This window comes from Serratia sp. JSRIV001 (genome assembly GCF_019968745.1).
GTDB lineage: Bacteria > Pseudomonadota > Gammaproteobacteria > Enterobacterales > Enterobacteriaceae > Chania > Chania fonticola_B.
Map to the genome: position 1 here is coordinate 4,174,859 of NZ_CP074147.1, position 16,248 is coordinate 4,191,106.

17 protein-coding genes are annotated in these 16,248 nt (G+C 54.0%); 2 read left to right on the plus strand and 15 right to left on the minus strand.

Annotated features, from left to right (window positions below):
• Nucleotides 1-19 precede the first annotated feature (19 nt).
• The 6 genes from KGP17_RS19360 to KGP17_RS19385 all read right to left on the minus strand — a co-directional run bounded on the left by KGP17_RS19360 (nt 20) and on the right by KGP17_RS19385 (nt 5,993).
• Complete coding sequence (locus tag KGP17_RS19360) at nt 20-982, minus strand: sugar-binding transcriptional regulator (RefSeq protein ID WP_021178715.1); 963 nt, start codon at nt 980-982, stop codon at nt 20-22.
• A gap of 99 nt (nt 983-1,081) precedes the next feature.
• Nucleotides 1,082-1,738: a dihydroxyacetone kinase subunit DhaL gene (dhaL, locus tag KGP17_RS19365; protein ID WP_059201461.1), complete on the minus strand. Its 657-nt coding sequence runs from the start codon at nt 1,736-1,738 to the stop codon at nt 1,082-1,084.
• 3 nt (nt 1,739-1,741) lie between these two features.
• Nucleotides 1,742-2,743: a dihydroxyacetone kinase subunit DhaK gene (locus KGP17_RS19370; protein ID WP_223499694.1), complete on the minus strand. Its 1,002-nt coding sequence runs from the start codon at nt 2,741-2,743 to the stop codon at nt 1,742-1,744.
• A 29-nt stretch (nt 2,744-2,772) separates the two neighbouring features.
• Entirely contained in the window at nt 2,773-3,531 is a 759-nt protein-coding gene (locus KGP17_RS19375) for an SDR family oxidoreductase (RefSeq protein ID WP_094982050.1), read from the minus strand.
• 23 nt (nt 3,532-3,554) lie between these two features.
• Nucleotides 3,555-4,814, minus strand: coding sequence for an MFS transporter (locus KGP17_RS19380; protein ID WP_021178719.1), 1,260 nt, complete (start codon nt 4,812-4,814; stop codon nt 3,555-3,557).
• Between the two features lie 66 nt (nt 4,815-4,880).
• Nucleotides 4,881-5,993: an alcohol dehydrogenase catalytic domain-containing protein gene (locus KGP17_RS19385; RefSeq protein ID WP_094982051.1), complete on the minus strand. Its 1,113-nt coding sequence runs from the start codon at nt 5,991-5,993 to the stop codon at nt 4,881-4,883.
• 320 nt (nt 5,994-6,313) lie between these two features.
• On the opposite strand from KGP17_RS19385, the gene rpiB reads away from it, so the two are divergent.
• Both rpiB and tal read left to right on the plus strand, forming a co-directional pair.
• Complete coding sequence (gene rpiB, locus KGP17_RS19390) at nt 6,314-6,772, plus strand: ribose 5-phosphate isomerase B (protein ID WP_021178721.1); 459 nt, start codon at nt 6,314-6,316, stop codon at nt 6,770-6,772.
• Between the two features lie 181 nt (nt 6,773-6,953).
• Nucleotides 6,954-7,904, plus strand: a complete 951-nt coding sequence (tal, locus tag KGP17_RS19395; RefSeq protein ID WP_024484505.1) for a transaldolase — start codon at nt 6,954-6,956, stop codon at nt 7,902-7,904.
• A 582-nt stretch (nt 7,905-8,486) separates the two neighbouring features.
• On the opposite strand, the gene nudK is transcribed toward tal, so the two are convergent.
• From nudK to napF, 9 genes are all read right to left on the minus strand, one after another.
• Entirely contained in the window at nt 8,487-9,062 is a 576-nt protein-coding gene (nudK, locus tag KGP17_RS19400) for a GDP-mannose pyrophosphatase NudK (protein ID WP_037376378.1), read from the minus strand.
• Between the two features lie 257 nt (nt 9,063-9,319).
• The gene (locus KGP17_RS19405; RefSeq protein WP_094982732.1) at nt 9,320-9,817 is read right to left on the minus strand and encodes a hypothetical protein; all 498 of its coding nucleotides are present in this window, start codon (nt 9,815-9,817) and stop codon (nt 9,320-9,322) included.
• Between the two features lie 238 nt (nt 9,818-10,055).
• Nucleotides 10,056-10,673, minus strand: coding sequence for a cytochrome c-type protein NapC (gene napC, locus KGP17_RS19410; RefSeq protein WP_021178724.1), 618 nt, complete (start codon nt 10,671-10,673; stop codon nt 10,056-10,058).
• Between the two features lie 11 nt (nt 10,674-10,684).
• Nucleotides 10,685-11,134: a nitrate reductase cytochrome c-type subunit gene (napB, locus tag KGP17_RS19415; RefSeq protein WP_021178725.1), complete on the minus strand. Its 450-nt coding sequence runs from the start codon at nt 11,132-11,134 to the stop codon at nt 10,685-10,687.
• Nucleotides 11,131-12,042 carry a quinol dehydrogenase ferredoxin subunit NapH gene (gene napH / locus KGP17_RS19420; protein ID WP_115159565.1) on the minus strand — a complete coding sequence of 304 codons (912 nt, stop codon included), beginning with the start codon at nt 12,040-12,042 and terminating at the stop codon, nt 11,131-11,133. Before napH ends, napB begins: the two co-directional genes overlap by 4 nt.
• Complete coding sequence (napG, locus tag KGP17_RS19425) at nt 12,042-12,794, minus strand: ferredoxin-type protein NapG (protein WP_021807091.1); 753 nt, start codon at nt 12,792-12,794, stop codon at nt 12,042-12,044. Before napG ends, napH begins: the two co-directional genes overlap by 1 nt.
• A gap of 10 nt (nt 12,795-12,804) precedes the next feature.
• On the minus strand, nt 12,805-15,291 hold the full coding sequence (gene napA, locus KGP17_RS19430) for a nitrate reductase catalytic subunit NapA (protein ID WP_024527084.1): 2,487 nt from the start codon (nt 15,289-15,291) through the stop codon (nt 12,805-12,807).
• Complete coding sequence (gene napD / locus KGP17_RS19435) at nt 15,288-15,554, minus strand: chaperone NapD (RefSeq protein WP_166735081.1); 267 nt, start codon at nt 15,552-15,554, stop codon at nt 15,288-15,290. The genes napA and napD overlap by 4 nt, the downstream gene beginning before the upstream one ends.
• The gene (napF, locus tag KGP17_RS19440; RefSeq protein WP_021807093.1) at nt 15,541-16,038 is read right to left on the minus strand and encodes a ferredoxin-type protein NapF; all 498 of its coding nucleotides are present in this window, start codon (nt 16,036-16,038) and stop codon (nt 15,541-15,543) included. Before napF ends, napD begins: the two co-directional genes overlap by 14 nt.
• Nucleotides 16,039-16,248: the final 210 nt, after the last annotated feature.

Below are 16,248 nucleotides of genomic sequence, written 5' to 3' on the forward strand. Positions count from 1 at the left end.
CCCTTTTTTACCACAGCGATTACTGTGACATATTAAGAATGGTGCGAATGTTGAGGGCACTGGTCGCGATAATATCGATCGCCCCGGTGCGCAGCGCGCCCAGAATAGCCAACGCTTTGGTATTCTCAGAGGCAATGGCGATCACACAAGGGATTTTCCGCAGCTCATCAATACTCAGGCCAATGACGCGATCGTTCATCACCGTATCTACATGCATCCCCTGCGCGTTGAAAAAGTCATAACCGGCGATATCACCGATCACCCCCTGATTCAGACTGGCATCAATGATCTCGTGGGGAGTAAACCAGCCAAGCTTGACCATATAGCTGTTTTCATTCATATCACCGATGCCCACCAGGGCCACATCGGCCTTGCGCGCCCGATCCAGGGTTTCCTTGATGGTGCCGTTTTGCATAAACGCTTCTTTCAGCGCCCGGTTTTCTACATATGCCGGGGCATACAGCGTCTCGCTGCTACCACCAAACTTCTTCGCCAGACGGCGGCTGATGTGGTCAGCATTGATGGCGTCACCGGGGCGATGTGTTCCCCCAATGCCACAGATAAACTTACAATTTTTGGGGGCCACGCTGCCCACATGATCGGCGATCGCGGCCACGTTACGCCCTTGGCCAACCGCCAGCACCATATCGTCTTTCAGGGACATGGCCAGATAACCGGAAACCAATGCTGCTACCTGACGCCGCTGTTCTTCCTCATCCTGATGATCCAGCGCGATTAATGCACGGCTGAGGGAGAAACGCTCCAGCATTTGCTGCTCCAGCCGGGTACTGAATACCGGATGATAGCGGACGGTGATCTCAACAATGCCTTCTTCTTTGGCCCGCTTGAGTAAACGCCCGACCTTAATCCGCGAAATACCGAACTTTTTTGCAATCTCTTCCTGAGTGATTTCATCCTGATAATACGCCACGGCAATTTCAGTCAGCAGTTCGTTATCCTGGGATCCTGTTTTTTTTTCCATCCGTTACACGTTTCCCCACGGCAGATTGGTCTTTTTCAATAGAAGATGGGTTCAGCATGCCGAACCCATCTTATCGCATTGCCCGCTAGTATAACCTGTTCAGGCGGCAACGGTATTCAAGCGTTGTTCCACCGCATCAGCCAGTTGGCATAAAAGTAGACAACAGGATACCGCACCGGCATCCAGCACGCCGCGCGAACGTTCCCCCAATCGGCTCGCGCGACCAATCTTGGCAACCAGATCGCGGGTTGAATCACGCCCGGCAACGGCAGCCCGTTTCAACTGCTCCAGCGACTCACTGAAGCTATCGCCACGCCGAACCGCCTGCTCAAACCCTTCGATAGCAGGGATCAGCGTATCCATCAGGCACTTGTCGCCTACGCCAGCGCTGCTGATGTCCTGCAGTTCAGTGAGCCCATTGCGCAACATGGCCAGAAAAACCTGTTTATCCAGCGCCATTTTATCACGCACGCTGTCGGCCATGCCCATGAACAGGCTGCCATACAGCGGCCCCATCGAGCCACCAATCCCTTCCATCAATGCGTCCGCGACCGCGTCAAAAGCCTGCGCCAACGTCAGTTTTTGGCCCTTGATGGCCTCACCACATAAGGTGAAGCCTTTTGACATATTAATGCCGTGATCGCCGTCGCCAATCGCACCATCTATTTCACTGAGATACTCGCGATTGCTGACAATCACGCCAATCAGCGCCGCGACGATCTCATTGCCATACTGCGTAGAAATTTGTGTGGTCATGATTCACTCCACCTGAGTTAGGCCCAATGAATGAGCGGGCATATCGAGCAACGTTTTCAATTGGTCGTCGAGCTTCATCAAGGTTAACGTCACCCCCATCATTTCCAGCGAGGTAAAATAGTTACCCACATAGCGACGGTGAACCTTGATACCGCGCTCCGTCAGCCGCTTTTCAATCTCGGCATAATAGATGTAGAGCTCCATCACCGGCGTGGCCCCCAGGCCGGAAATCAACAGGGCAACTTCCTGCCCCTTGTTCAACGGCATATCATTGAGCACAAAGTCGAGCATGGTGCCAGCCATCGCGGACGCCGACTGGATCGGGGATACCTCAATCCCAGGCTCACCGTGATGCCCAATCCCGATCTCCATGTGGCCATCGGCGATATGGAAGTTGGGCTTACCTACCGCCGGGATGGTGCAAGAACTGAGCCCGACGCCGATCGAGCGGCAATTGCCAATCGCCTTTTGCGCAGCAGCGATCACCCCGTCAAGATCGTAACCCAGCGCTGCGGCAGCAGCCCCGATTTTCCACATCAGAATCTCACCGGCAACGCCACGACGTTTTTCAATTTCACTGGCGGGCGCAGAAGCAACATCATCATTTGCCACCACGGTTTTTACCGTGATACCGGCGGCGCTGGCCTTCTTCATCGCCATTTTGACGTTCATATTATCGCCAGCATAGTTGCCATACAGGCAGGCGACCCCCGCCCCGCTGTCCGCTGCCTTGAACGCATCCAGAAATGCCCCCGCCGTTGGCGAAGAGAAAATCTCACCGATGGCCACAGCATCGAGCATGTTCTTGCCAACATAGCCCAGAAACGCAGGCTCATGCCCCGAGCCCCCACCGGTAACAATACCCACCTTGCCTTTGATCGGTGCGGCAGGGTATTTGAGGACTCGTGCATTATCGGTCGCGGTGAAATATTCCGGATGAGCCTTCAGATAGCCCTGAATGGTATCTTCCACGACGCGATCGGGATCGTTAATGATTCTGTTCATCATGGCCTCTCTTTTGCCTGAGTATCGAGTTATTGAATGGTGTAACCGCCGTCAACCACCAGATTGCTGCCGGTGATCATGCTGGCCGCATCGCTCGCCAGGAACAGCGCGCTGGCGGCAATATCCTCGGGTTCGGCAAAGCGCCTCAGGGGGATTTTCTGCTTCATTTGTTCTGCAACCTCGCCAGACCATGCTTTGCGCCCCAACTCGGTCAGCACCACCGTGGGCGAAATGGCGTTTACCCGCACGTTGTGCGGCCCCCATTCCAGTGCCAGAACCTGGGTCAAGCCAATTACGCCGGCTTTGCTGGCGCAGTAAGCCAGATGATTGGGCAAGGCGACCACGCCGGCCTGCGAGGCCAGGTTGATAATGCTGCCACTGCCCTGACGGATCAGATAGTGGCCCACGACCTGGCTGGTAAGAAACACCCCTTTCAGGTTCACCGCCATGGTGTTATCCCAAGCGTCTTCGGGCAGTTCTTCCGCCGGATACAGCGCGACGATCCCAGCGCTATTGACCAGCACATCCAGCCGCCCGAAATGGGCATTGGCCTGCGCAACCGCCTGTTCTACAGAGGCTTTGTCGGTGACGTCCATCACGATGCCTAACGCCTGTCGCTGATCCAGCTGCTGAGCAATCTGCACCACCTGTGGAGCACGATCCAACAGTACGACCTGCGCGCCGTTTTGCAGATAGCATTTGGCAATAGCCAGACCTATTCCCGCCGCGCCGCCGGTTATCAACGCCACTTTCCCTTGCAAGGCTCCCTTGCTTTGACCAGTAATCATAGAAAACTCCCTCAAACGGTTATTTACGCCAAGCTGTGATGATTTTCTTCCACGGCGGCAGGCACGGCTTTAGGCAAGGTGACATATTTCATCAAGACGCCGCTGAACAAATACAGGCCGGTGAAAATCCAAATCACCCCGCTGCTCCCCAAGCTGCCGATAAATAACCCTACCACTGCCGGGCCAACGAAAGTGCTCAACCCCGCGCCAAGATTCAGGATCGACATGGCGGCACCTTTATTCTCCGGAGCCAACGTTGGCATAATGGCCGAAAGAGGCACGAAGGCCGCCAGGCAAGCACCGAATAGCCCGGCGGCCACGACGGTCAGCAGATAATTGGGACCGAGGAAGTAAGGCACGTAATAGAACATCAGCGTGGTGATAGCGCAGCCGACGCAACCGAACCACATGACGACGTTACGCCAGCCCAAGCCGTCGCTGATCACCCCAAAGATCAGGTTGAAGATAATGTTCACCGTCCACAGTGCCGCATACATCTGTAGCCAGTCAGTGCGGCTAAACCCGATATCCATCATGTACATCGGCATAAACACCACGAAGCCATACGCCGCAGAGGTATTGATGGTGCGGACAATGCCACCCAGGCCGATTTTCGGGTTCTCAAACGCAATGGTGATCCCCTTTAGCACATAGCTGAGGGAGGCTTTTTGCCTGTCCCCCACGTCGCTATGGCCAGGAGTGCGGTTAAGCATCAGTGCGATCATCGCCCCGAGCACCACAAAGATTAATGCGCTCCATAAGGTGTGAATTTCCCCCAGGAACGGCAGCATGATGCTGGAATAGAGCACGCCCAGTACGCTCAACCCACCGCTATAGACAAACCAGAAAATCCCCACGGCGGAACCCAGCCTTTCCGGCGGAGCCTCATAGGCGACCCATACCAGAAAACCATAGGCAAACAGGGGATAGCCCAGCCCGCGCAGCGCATAGGTCGGTATCATCACCGACAAGTTATTACTGGGTAATCCCCACACCAGAAAACACACCGAGCCCAGCAGGAATAGCAACAATCCAGCCAGCATGACGCGGCGAGCGGTAAAGATTTCTGCCAAAACGCCGGAAAACCAGGCAGATATTGCCGCAGCAAAACCGTAAACGCTAAACAGCAGCGCAGATTCCTGAATGGTTAAGCCTTTGCCGATCAAATAGGGTGAAAGCCAGCCTTGTTCCAGCCCCTCCCCCATCATAAAGACCAACACACCGGCATAACCGAGCATTAATTTTGGTGACAGACCAATGCGATGAATCAGTCCATTCAGCATAAAACACCCCAGCACATTGAATTGTGGAGGTGCAGGCTAGCCCGCACCCGAAGAATGATGCAGGCATTACAGATTTGGATTGAGCACCACTTTGATTGAGCCGATGCCCCGTTTCATCATGGCGAAGCCTTCAGCAAACTGCTCGAGCGGCAACGTTTGGGTGACGACACCTTTGGTGGGCAGATCGCCATTGCGTATCCCTTCAATCACCAACGGATAACAATAAGGACCCAGGTGCGATCCCAGCACATCCAACTCCTTACGATCGCTGATAATGCTCCAATCGACGGTCACCGGATCTTTAAATACCGAGAACTCGACAAAGGTGCCCAACTTACGGATCAGCATCAGCCCCTGTTCGACAGATTGCTGGGCGCCGGTGGCTTCAATGTAGATATCGCAGCCGTAGCCTTCGGTCATGTCCTTAATGATCGCCATCACATCATCGCGCAGTGGGTTCAGCACAACGTCAGCACCAAATTCTTTCGCCAGCGCCAGGCGTTCGTCTGACAGGTCGAGCACCACCAGCTTCGATGGACCGGATTTTTTAATCGCACCGATCATCCCCAAGCCCAGCGTTCCGGCACCGGCCAGTACCACCACGTCCCCCAGCTTGATGTTGGCGCGCTGTACCGCATGGAAAGAACAGGCATAGGGTTCGATCAGAATGGCGTCTTCGATCGGCATATCCGCAGGAACGTGATAGTTGATGGCCTCTTTGGTGAACTTCATGTATTCCGCCATACCACCATTAACGTTATTCTGGAAGCCGTACAGATCGTGTTTCTCACACATCCAATACTGGCCCCGGTTACAGAAACGGCATTGCCAGCAGGGAACGATCTGTTCTGAAATCACCCGATCGCCCAACTTGAATCCTTCAACGCCCTCCCCATAGCCCACCACGTGGCCGATAAATTCGTGGCCTGGGATCATCGGCGCTTTGATGTAAGCCGGCTGTTTTTCATCTCCCCAAAAACTGGCCGCTCCTTCAAACGCTTTAACATCACCGGCGCAGATGCCACAGGCTTCAACTTTCACCAGGATCTCGTGCGGGCCAATTTTCGGTACCTCCACAAGCTCCAGGCGGTAATCCTGCGGGGCATAAGCCACCACCGCTTTCATGGTTTCAGGAATGCCTTCGGCCATGGTTGCCGCTGTTACGCAGTTCTGACACATAGTTCTATCCTCGGGTAGGGTTTATTTTTATGATCATAAGCACACACAAAGAACAAATAAACACTACATACTCTCAACATGTTTGCCCACCACCAACCTTTGAAATTGTGATCCTGCTCAAGAAGCCCCCTTAAAGTCACCTAATAGGCCATAAAGTCGATTTATTCGTGATGTTCATCACCTTTATCGGCCATAATCCCTTAGTCAAAATAAAAACAAATGAACACCAATTGAACATTTGATAAATCATGGTTATGGTATTCGCCATGACGCGCCAGCGGGGATCGTCAGCCTTACCCTTGATCAACAGGAGATGTGTTATGCAGCCTATTGCGATTGGCGCCGATGATGCCGCCATTGAACTGAAGAATGTGATCGTTGCGTTTCTGCAACAGCGCGATATTCAGGTTACCGACTACTCACCGGGAAGCGATACGCCCCCCATCGGCTATCCCGATATCGCCTTTCAGGTGGCGCAAGGCATTAAGGATGGGAAACACCAACGTGGCATTTTGCTGTGTGGCACCGGTATTGGCATGAGCATTGTGGCCAACAAGGTCCCGGGGATCCGCGCAGCACAGTGCCATGATACCTATTCGGCACAGCGCGCACGTAAAAGCAACGATGCACAAATCATCACGCTTGGCGCACGCGTCATTGGCCCGGAACTGGCAAAATCGATCGTCGAAGCCTGGTTGAGCTCTGAATTTGAAGGAGGGGGATCGGCGCCTAAGGTGGCAAGGATCGGCTATTACGAACAGGTTGTTGGCCAACGCTGAACCAACGTCGACAGAGGGTCACGGCTTGGGGGGCCCATGTGGTATTTCTGCCCCCATTGTTTCTATCCATCGCAACAATCAGAAAAAGCGTATTTCATTCATCAGCCATATGATGCATGGTGTTAACCATAATGAAATACGTTCTCATTTACTGTTATGACTTTGGGCAAGGAGCTTATAAATGAACCAGTTAGACGCACTCAAACAGTTGACCGTGGTTGTTGCCGACAGCGGTGATATCGAATCCATCCGCCAGTTCGAACCGCAGGATGCCACCACCAACCCTTCGTTGATCCTCAAGGCCGCGGCGCTGCCGCAGTATAAGTCACTGATCACCGAAGCGCTGGAGTACGCCCGCCAGCAAGGCGGCAGCAAAGAAACCCAACTGATTAACGCCAGTGACAGACTGGCGGTGAATATTGGGGTCGAAATTCTAAAAAGCGTACCAGGGCGAATCTCCACCGAGGTGGATGCCCGTCTATCCTTCGATCGCGGTATGTGCGTGGCTAAAGCACGCAAGCTGATCGGCATGTATCAAAACCAGGGGATCGATAAATCCCGCATTCTGATCAAGCTGGCGGCTACCTGGGAAGGGATCAAGGCGGCCGAAGAGCTGGAAAAAGAAGGCATCAACACCAACCTGACGCTGCTGTTCTCCTTTGCTCAGGCCCGTGCCTGCGCCGAGGCCGGTGTTTATCTGATTTCGCCGTTCGTTGGCCGTATCTACGATTGGTATCAGGCCAGACAGCCGATGACCGATTACGATGCCGAGCAGGATCCGGGCGTGAAGTCCGTTCGTACCATTTATGAATACTATAAACAGCACCGCTATCAGACCGTGATCATGGGCGCCAGCTTCCGTAAGGTTGAGCAGATCCTGGCGTTGGCGGGTTGTGACCGTTTGACCATTGCGCCAAACCTGTTGGAAGAGTTGAAGCAAAGCAATCAGCCTATCGAACGTAAACTGACGCCGTCTACCGAAGGGTTTTATCAGCCAGCACCACTGGCCGAGGCGGAGTTCCGCTGGCTGCATAACCAGGATGCCATGGCGGTTGAGAAGTTGGCCGAAGGCATTCGCCTGTTCGCCGTCGACCAGCAGAAGCTGGAAGACATGCTGATCGCACAGCTGTAAGACGATGATAGAAAAGTGAGATCGGCAAAGCAATTGCCCCTCACCCTAACCCTCTCCCACAGGGAGAGGGGACCGATCGAGTGTGTTTTAAAGATAGTGACTCACTTTGGCTAAGGACGATCAAGCTAGCTAAAATGACTGCTTTATTTTCAGGACCGATCGAGTGTGTTTTAAAGATAGTGACTCACTTTGGCTAAAGACGATCAAGCTAGCTAAAATGACTGCTTTATTTTCAGGACCGATCGAGTGTGTTTTAAAGATAGTGACTCACTTTGGCTAAGGACGATCAAGCTAGCTAAAATGACTGCTTTATTTTCAGGACCGATCGAGTGTGTTTTAAATGTAGTGACTCACTTTGGCTAAGGACGATCACGCTAGCTAAAATGACTTCTTTATTTTCAAACGAGTAGGAGCTAACAGCTCCCTCTCTCTGTGGGAGAGGGGACCGATCGAGTGTGTTTTAAATGTAGTGACTCACTTTGGCTAAGGGCGATCACGCTAGCTAAAATGACTTCTTTATTTTCAAACGAGTAGGGGCTAACAGCTCCCTCTCCCTGTGGGAGAGGGTTGGGGTGAGGGAAACTACTCCATCACCCGGTGGATCTGCAAATACTGCAACAGCATGATGGTTTTACCATCCTTGATGCGGCCGTCGGCGATCATCGCGATTGCCTCACCAAAGGGCAATTCCACCACTTCAATATCTTCATCCTCAATGCCACCCCCGCTGGTTTGGCGTTCGTTATCCTGGTACTCAGCAATAAAGAAGTGGAGTATTTCCGTCACGCCGCCCGGTGACATGTAGGCCTCAAAGATCTTTTGCACCTTCGAAACCTGAAAACCGGTTTCTTCTACCGCTTCACGGCGAGCGCACTGTTCGGGCTGATCGTCATCCAGCAGCCCAGCGCAGGCTTCCAACAACATGCCTGTGGCATTGCCGTTGACGTAGGTTGGCATACGGAATTGGTTGGTCAGCACCACGGTGCCCTTGGCCCGGTTATACAGCAAAATGGTCGCCCCGTTACCGCGGTCATAGACCTCGCGCACCTGTTCGATGGTTCCGCCGTTTTTACGTTTTAACTCAAAGGTGTATTTATTCAATACGTACCAGTTGTCCGATAACAGCTGCTTTCTGATATTTTCTATTTTTGACGACATATTCTCTTCTTCCGTAAGCCAACGCACCGCAACCTTTGGCCACTAGCAAAGCGCAGCCACGGCGGATTTGCAACAAAAAACCGCAGGCTGAACAGAAATGGGGGCTTGGGGCGACTAAAATTTCAGCGAGATGATATTACAGTGGCTAGCCAATGCCACACAGCTGAAATATACCAATGAGATAAAAACCTCTCATTTCACAACAAAAGGTTTTTATCAAAAAGACAGCTGTAAAACCTGAGAATAACCTGGCTTATTTACGGTTTAGGAATGGCATCCAACTGGAAACTTGTTCCACTGGTCACGTTACCCTCGTCATCATAGAAATCAACACCGAGCCATGCACTGGTAAATTGCCCTCCATTAGCGGGTAACATCATTGAATTGGGCGTCAAGATCCCTTTATCGATCATATCCTGATATGCAGCGATCAGTTCCTGCTGCCGTGCCAATACCTCTCCGACGGTATCACCACCGACTTGAGCATACCCCGTACTGACACTATTTAAGGCCGCTTGATTAAAACAGTTATAAAAGCCGCTAGCAAATCCCGAAAAATTCTCATTGCCAATAGCCTCCCTGACGGCTACGGAATCAAAGCTGGCATTAAACAAATAGATACCAACTTTTATTTTTTTATCGGCATCTGTCACATTTGGATTAACTTCAAAACTCAGCATCGAATAAATGCTACTCTTATCCTCTTTATCCCAACCATGCATACGTGCATCAGTAATAAACTCATGAGCGTCCATATTATCAATCCTCTTCAGTCAGTGTGTCGTTTGGTTTTCCAACCCAAGCACCTACTTGGATAAAAATAATATATGTAATTGGGGTAAATGATGATATCCAGTCCTGTTGTGCTGACTCTGAAACAAACACTCATCATTTGATCACGGAAGGGCGGGGTAGCGAATAATCCGACACCTCATCATATTGAAAAAAAACCCCGCAGGCCTTGCAGCGCTGCGGGGTTGATATCTACCAGAGTTAGAATCCGGTAGGGACTCCGTGCATGTCCGGCAGTTTATGTGCGATCCCTTTATGGCAATCGATACAGGTTTTGCCTTCGGTGATGGCTTTGTCATGCATCTTGGCCGCCACGGTTTTCTGCGCGGTGAAATCCATATACTCGAAGTTGTGGCAGTTACGGCACTCCTGCGAGTTATTGGCTTTCATACGCGCCCATTCGTTGCTGGCCATGGTCAGACGATGCTCCTCGAACTTCTGCGGCGTGTCGATGATGCCAAACACCTTGGCGTACAACTCTTTGCTGGCCTTCAGCTTACGCAGCATCTTCGGCCCCCACTCATGCGGGACGTGGCAATCCGGGCAGGTGGCACGGACGCCACTGCGGTTGTTGTAATGCACCGTCTCCATATACTCTTCGTAGACGTTTTCACGCATCTCGTGGCAGCTGATACAGAATTTTTCGGTGTTGGCCGCTTCCATACCGGTGTTGAAACCGCCCCAGAAAACAATCCCGGCGACAAAGCCCAACAGCAGCAAAGTCCCCAGGGCCAGCCTGCTCGGCCTGCGCCACCAGCGCCATAGACGACGGATCGGTCCGGCCTTTTTCTCGGATGTTGTGGTATTACGTTCGGCCATAGCTCCCCCGCTTAGTGCCCAAAGCCCTGCATAGGCTTGAAATCATTGCCGATGATTGGTGCCGCATCGGTTTGTGGTACGTGGCATTGCAGACAGAAATAACGACGTGGAGCGACTTCCCCCAGCACCTTGCCATCGCTGTCCATAAAGTGTGTCGGGCTGATACGCGGTGCTCCGGTGGTGCGATAGTGCTCCACGCCGTGGCACTGCAAGCAGCGGTTAGTGTTTTTGCTAATCTGGTAGCCGTCGACGCTGTGTGGGATCATCGGCGGCTGGTTGACATAGTTTAGCGCCATCTTTTCCTGCTGCTTGGGCATTTTGATCTGCCCTTCAGCCGTGCCGGAAACCTCTGGCGATTGCTTGAGATCGACATCACTGGCGGCAAACGCGGCACTGGCAACTACCAGTGTTAACAGCGCGCCCCACAGGGAAAGCTGCTTTTTCAGGACATTGCTGGTCATTTTTTGGCTCCCGAATAATGAAATTTGCTCTTAATTTCGAATACGTTTTCTGCACAAACGTCGATACAACGTCCGCAGGCAATACAGGCATCACTGGCAACCCGTGGTGTACCTTTTTTTACTAATAACGGCTCACGCAGGATCTGCGGTTCTGGGCAAACATGAAAACAATCCATGCAGCGAGTACAGTTGTCACGCTTCTCCGCGCTGATCTGCACCACACCCTGGCTACCAATGGCGCCATACAGCGCTCCCATTGGGCAAAGATGGCCACACCAGCCGTGTTCGACCACCAGCAGGTCGAACAGGAACAGCGCCACAATCAACCAGATGCCAGCACCAAATGCGGCACCCAGCCCTTTCAGCCAGGCTAATACCCCTTCCCCGCTGCTGCCATGGATCAGCCCGCGCCCCATCAGGGCCACCGGATTAATCCATTCCCAGATCAGCGTGCCACTCACGGCACTGCCAACCAGTACGACAAGCAAGATGCCATAGCGCAGGGAACGAGGCAGGCTGGCCGATTGACGCAAACCTAACTTGCGCCGCAGCCAGGCCGCCAGATCGGTCACCGGGTTGACCGGGCAAACCCAGCCACAAAACACCCGATTACCGATCAGGCCGTAGATCAGCACCACTACCGCGCCTACCCACACCAACCAAGCTGGCCAATGCCCGGCCAACAGGCTTTGCAGCATCATCAACGGATCCGTTAACGGTACCGTCTCCGCCAATAGGCTGGCGCTGTAATTGCCACGCAGGATCCAGATGCCCCACAGCGGCCCGGAGAGAAACATCAACAAGATCAACAGTTGGCTACAACGGCGCAGGATCAGGAAGCGGTTGCTACGCAACCAGCCATGGCGCGAACGGGCATCACGCCCCGCTTCAGCGACTGGATTAGCCATCATTCACCTCCCTTTACGCCGCGTGCCGGCAATGTGAGGCCTTCCGGCACCAGTGAATGCCCTGCACGCTGCTTTTCCTGCCAGCCCCAGCGATAGTGTTCACCCAATTGGCCACGCGCCAGTTCCATCGGTAACACCTTGATCGCCGCCTGCTCAAGTACACAAGCCTGCTCACACTTGCCACAGCCGGTACAATCCTGGCTGTGAACGGTCGGCAGAAACATGGCGTGCTTGCCGGTACGCTCGTTGTGTTGCAGATCCAAGGTGATGGCCTTGTCGATCTGCGGGCAAACCCGGTAACACACATCGCAACGCAGCCCTTGCCAATTCAGACAGTTTTCATGATCCAGCAACACCGCCAGCCCCATCCGCGCCTGATCGATATCCGTCAGGTTTGGATCCAGCGCACCGCTCGGGCAGGCCACCACACACGGGATGTCTTCACACATCTCGCAAGGGATATCCCGCGCCACAAAGTACGGCGTTCCCGCCGCTCTCGGCGACAGCAGCGTCGCCAGTTTCAGCGTCTGGTACGGGCAGGCTTGCACACACTGACCGCAGCGAATGCAGGCGCTATCAAACGCCCCTTCGGCCAGTGCTCCCGGCGGCCGCAGGGCCAGGCCATCACGTGCCTGAGACTGCTTTTGTTGCAACCCCAGCAGTACGCCTATCCCTGCCAACCCGGCCACGCTGCGCGCAGCATCCCGCAGGAAGCGCCGCCGGGCCGGTGTTTTATCTCGTTGCTGGCTCATTCCGTTGGCCTTATACCTTCTCCAGTTTTACCGCACACTTCTTGAAGTCGGTCTCTTTCGACAGCGGATCGGTAGCGTCCAGCGTCAGATTATTGACCAGTTGCGCGGCATCAAAGAACGGCATATACACCAGGCCTTTCGGCACACGGTTACGGCCACGGGTTTCGACGATGCTCACCACTTCACCACGGCGTGACACTACCTTCACCTTGTCACCACGGCGCAGATTGCGGCTCTTGGCGTCCAGCGGATGGATAAACAGCACCGCCTCTGGGAAGGCTCTGTGCAATTCTGGCACCCGGCGAGTCATCGAACCGGTGTGCCAATGTTCCAGCACGCGGCCAGTGGACAACCACAGATCGAACTCCTGATCCGGGCTTTCCGCCGCTGGCTCGAACGGCAGTGCGAAGATCACGGCTTTGCCGTCTGGCTTGCCATAGAAGCGCACGCTTTCACCGGCCTTCACATAAGGATCGGTCCCTTCACGGTAACGCCACAGGGTTTCCTTGCCATCCACCACCGGCCAGCGTAAACCGCGCGCCTTATGGTACATATCAAAGGCCGCCAGATCGTGACCATGGCCACGGCCAAACCCGGCATACTCTTCAAACAGCCCTTTCTGGATGTAAAAACCGAAGTCGCGCGACTCGTCGTTCAACTGGTCGGCCGGGATCTCTTCCAGCTTGTACTTGTTCACTTCACCGTTAACGAACAGGACGTCGTACAAGGTTTTACCCCGGTATTCCGGCTTCTGGTTAATCAGCTCCGCAGGCCACACTTCTTCCACCTTGAAGCGTTTGGCAAATTCCACCAACTGCCACAGGTCAGACTTGGCCTCGCCAGGCGCTTTCACCTGCTGATGCCAGAACTGAGTACGGCGCTCGGCGTTACCGTAAGCCCCTTCTTTCTCTACCCACATCGCAGTAGGCAGGATCAGGTCGGCGGCCAATGCGCTCACCGTTGGGTACGGATCGGAAACCACGATAAAGTTGCGCGGATCGCGCCAGCCCGGCATACGATCTTCGTTAATGTTTGGCCCGGCCTGCATGTTGTTGTTACACATCACCCAGTAGGCGTTCAGCTTGCCGTCTTTCAACGCACGGTCCTGTGCAACCGCATGCAGCCCGACTTTTTCCGGGATGGTGCCAGCTGGCAGTTGCCATTTCTGTTCGGCAATCTGGCGATGCTTCTCGTTGGTCACGACCATGTCCGCTGGCAGGCGGTGGGAGAACGTCCCCACTTCACGCGCAGTACCACAGGCAGAAGGCTGGCCAGTGAGTGAGAACGGCCCACAGCCCGGCTTGGAGATCTTGCCGGTCAGCAGGTGCAGGTTGTAGCACAGGTTATTGGCCCAGACGCCGCGGGTATGCTGGTTGAAGCCCATCGTCCAGTAAGAGACGACTTTCACATTCGGGTCGGCATACAGTTTGGCCAAGGCTTCCAGTTGGTCTTTCGGCACACCGCTTAACTCAGCGGTTTTATCCAGCGTGTACTCCGCCACAAAGGCCTTGTAATCTTCGAAGCTCATCGGCTCCGAAGCATCGCTCCCTGGGTTCTTGGCCGCTTTCTCCAACGGGTGGGTTGGGCGCAGGCCGTAACCGATATCGGTCGCCCCTTTGCGGATATTGACGTGCTGCTTGAGGAAATCCTGGTCAACCGCATTGTTCTGAATAATGTAGTTGGCGATGTAGTTCATGATCGCCAGATCGGTCTGCGGGGTGAACACCATGCCGTTATCCGCCAGCTCGAAGCTGCGGTGTTCAAAGGTGGAAAGTACCGAGACGTTGACCTTATCGTTGCCCAGGCGGCGGTTGGTAATGCGCGACCACAGGATCGGGTGCATTTCCGCCATATTGGAGCCCCACAGCACGAAGGCGTCGGCCTGCTCGATATCATCGTAGCAGCCCATCGGTTCATCCATGCCAAAGGTGCGCATAAAGCCGACCACGGCAGAAGCCATACAGTGGCGAGCGTTTGGATCGAGGTTGTTGGAACGCAGACCCGCTTTGAACAGTTTGGAGGCCGCATAGCCTTCCCATACCGTCCACTGGCCGGAGCCGAACATGCCTACCGCCTCTGGCCCTTTTTCTTTCAGGGCCCCTTTGAATTTTTCTTCCATAACATCGAAGGCTTTTTCCCAAGTGATGGGAGTAAATTCACCTTCTTTGTCATACTGCCCGTTCTTCATGCGCAGCATTGGCTGTGTCAGTCGATCCTTGCCGTACATGATCTTAGGCAGGAAGTAGCCTTTGATACAGTTCAGGCCCCGGTTAACCGGAGCATCCGGATCGCCCTGCGAAGCCACGATGCGGCCATTTTGGGTGCCGACCAGAACGCCACACCCGGTGCCGCAGAAACGGCAAGGTGCTTTATCCCATTTGATTTCGTCACCGCTGCCGACCACGGCCTGGGCGACCGTTGGGATCGTCAGCCCGGCAGCTGCGGCAGCAGCCGCGGCAGCGTTCGCTTTCATGAAGTCTCGACGACTGAGTTTCATGGCATTACCTCACCTTGCTCATCCTGCTGGTGATAAACCAGCGACACTGCCAACACGCCTTCCAGATTGCGCGCCGACTCAATTTTTTCCAGCAACGCCTGGGAGCGTGCTGCTTGCATAACGACGACCAGTTTGCCCTGCTGTTGATCCTGTGCCGGAATTTCCGTATCAGGGATTGCCAGCAGCGCCGAGATCAGCGCCGGGAATTTGTCAGGCCGAGCCTGCACCATCAACCCGCTTACGTGCCATTCACTGCTCATTATTTTCACTCCGGGTTATTGCAATCGCCGAGGTCGGGCAACCGGCAACGCAGGCACCACAACCATTGCACGCCGCCGCCTCGAGCGCCGGTTGGGCTATGCCGCCTAACCGTGGCCGAAAACGGATTGCCTGCGTTTCACAACTGTCCTGACAGCTGCGACACTCTACCCCCTGCATCGCCAGGCAAACGGCCGAAAACGAGGCCACTTGTTGCCAGGGTTGGTGCTGGGGTGGGTAAAACAGTGGGGCTTCGCAGGCATCTGCGCATTGTCGGCAAAAGGTACATTCCGCGCGTTGGAAATCGATTTCGGGATAACCGCCACTGCCACTGATCAATACGCCGGTTTCGCAGGCATTAACGCAGGCCTGGCACCGGGTACAACCTGCAAGGAAGAGAGGGGCTTCACGCGACCACGGGGGACGGATCGCATCAGTTTGATGACGCCATTGTCCGCTGAGCAATCTGCGTCGCGACAATTCGGCCATTCGGGTTATCCTTCAAAGTTGGCAACACGCGCGCGTGTAAAAAATTATTATAGTGTGACTTTATTATTTTTTGTCTCGCACCTCGGGTAAGAGGCAAGGATAAAATAGGCTTATCGGAGGGGGTAGATAATCACCCTAAATAGGTAAAAGTAGGTATTACTTGCGCCAGATCAATCACGGATAGCCGATATAGGGCATTTTGCCAACGGT